The following is a 1,410-nucleotide window of genomic DNA, read 5'->3' as shown; positions in this document are numbered from 1 at the left end:
ACATTGAGGACTTCGAGCGGTTCGTGAAGCGCGTCCCCGCCGGCGTGCCCATCATCGTGGACCAGTGCTACCTCGACTATGCCGAGAAGCCCGCCCTGCGCGCGGAGGACCTCTTCCTTCGGTACCCCCAAGTCATCGGGGTGCGCTCCTGCTCCAAGTTCCTGGGCCTGCCCGCGCAAAGGGTGGCCTATGTGGTCGCGCATCCCGAGATCGCGGCGGCGCTGCGGGCGCAGGTCGTGGCGCCGTTCTTGACGCCTGATGTGGTCAAGGCGGTCGCGGAGCGGTGCAAGGACACCGCGTACCACGCCCGGGTGCGCTCCGTCGTCGCCGCGGAGCGGGCGTCGGTGCTGGGCCAGCTGGACGGCGCGTGCATCGGCTACATCAGCGAGGCGGGGCCGTCGGTCCTCGTGGAGCTGCCGCAGGGGATGTCGTGGGACCGTTGGACCCGCACGCTGAAGGCGAAGCACATCGCCAGCGCCGACGATCAGGACGGCCTGCTTTATGACAAGTACGTGCACCTGACCATCGGCAAGGACGACACGCACACGCTCGTCGCCATCCTCGCGCCCGAGCCGGTGCCGGGCTGCCCCAACAAGCTCAACAGATAGGAGCGCCGCGCCATCCGCAGCTCCTCCGCCGCTGCTGCTCACCGCCCTTGTCGGGCACGTGCCATGACACCTGCTTGGTGAGGAAGTCCCGCAGCGAGTGGTTGAGCTGGAAGACGCCGGCCCTGAGATCCGACATCGCCACCCACCTGATCGCGGAGATCTCCCGTTTGTCCGCGATGAGATCGTAGGACAGCGGCGCCATGGAGTCCACCCAGCACATGATGAACTTGGTGGTGCCCAGCCGTATCTTTTGGTGGTCCCGCGACAGCCGCACGACCAGCGCGGTCTCCTCAAACAGCTCCCTCTCGGCGCAGCGCAGGAGCGCGTCGGTGGCGTCGCCGCCCTCCTCTATGTCGCACTGCTGCTGCTGGCCCTTGGGGAAGCCCCACACGGGGTCCGTGAACCGGCCCACGCCAGCGTTGTACATCGGGCGCGTTTGCACAAGGAGCACACAGTCCGTGTCCCCCTTGCAGTATCTCATGATAACGCCGGCTCTAGCCCACCTGTTCGGACCCATTGATAGAGATGAGATAGAAGGGGTCCCTTATGTCTTATGGTGAGGTTATTAGAAGACGTTTGTAGGCGGCCGCAAAGGCCGCGATGTCGTCGGCGTCTATGTCCGCGCGCACGGCCTCGTACTGGATCTCAAAGTGCACGACGGCGTCGCCGTACCCGGCCACCCGGCCCTCCTCCGCGTTCCACGCAGGCATGCCCTGGCCCGCGCACCGGTGCATGGTGAGAGGGTGCACGGGCTGGCCGCCCAGGTCGGTGCGGGTGTCGATAGAGACGAGCGCGCCAGAGG

Annotated in this window: 3 protein-coding genes; 1 reads left to right on the top strand and 2 read right to left on the bottom strand. The window is 66.5% G+C overall.

What is annotated here, in order from left to right:
- The first annotated feature begins 2 nt into the window (after positions 1-2).
- Entirely contained in the window at positions 3-608 is a 606-nt protein-coding gene (locus tag EB084_25485) for an aminotransferase class I/II-fold pyridoxal phosphate-dependent enzyme (protein NDD31617.1), read from the top strand.
- Here EB084_25485 and EB084_25480 read toward each other — a convergent pair.
- Both EB084_25480 and EB084_25475 read right to left on the bottom strand, forming a co-directional pair.
- A complete protein-coding gene (locus tag EB084_25480; GenBank protein ID NDD31616.1) occupies positions 598-1,125 on the bottom strand; it encodes an NUDIX hydrolase in 528 nt (175 codons plus the stop codon). The genes EB084_25485 and EB084_25480 overlap by 11 nt on opposite strands.
- A 34-nt stretch (positions 1,126-1,159) precedes the next feature.
- Positions 1,160-1,410, bottom strand: a 251-nt coding sequence (locus EB084_25475) for a hypothetical protein (GenBank protein ID NDD31615.1), incomplete at its 5' end; no start/stop codon positions are given.

It is taken from the genome of Pseudomonadota bacterium (assembly GCA_010028905.1).
Classification (GTDB): Bacteria; Vulcanimicrobiota; Xenobia; order RGZZ01; family RGZZ01; genus RGZZ01.
Note: the sequence above shows the minus strand (reverse complement) of the source record. Positions and strands in the feature narration are given on the sequence as shown.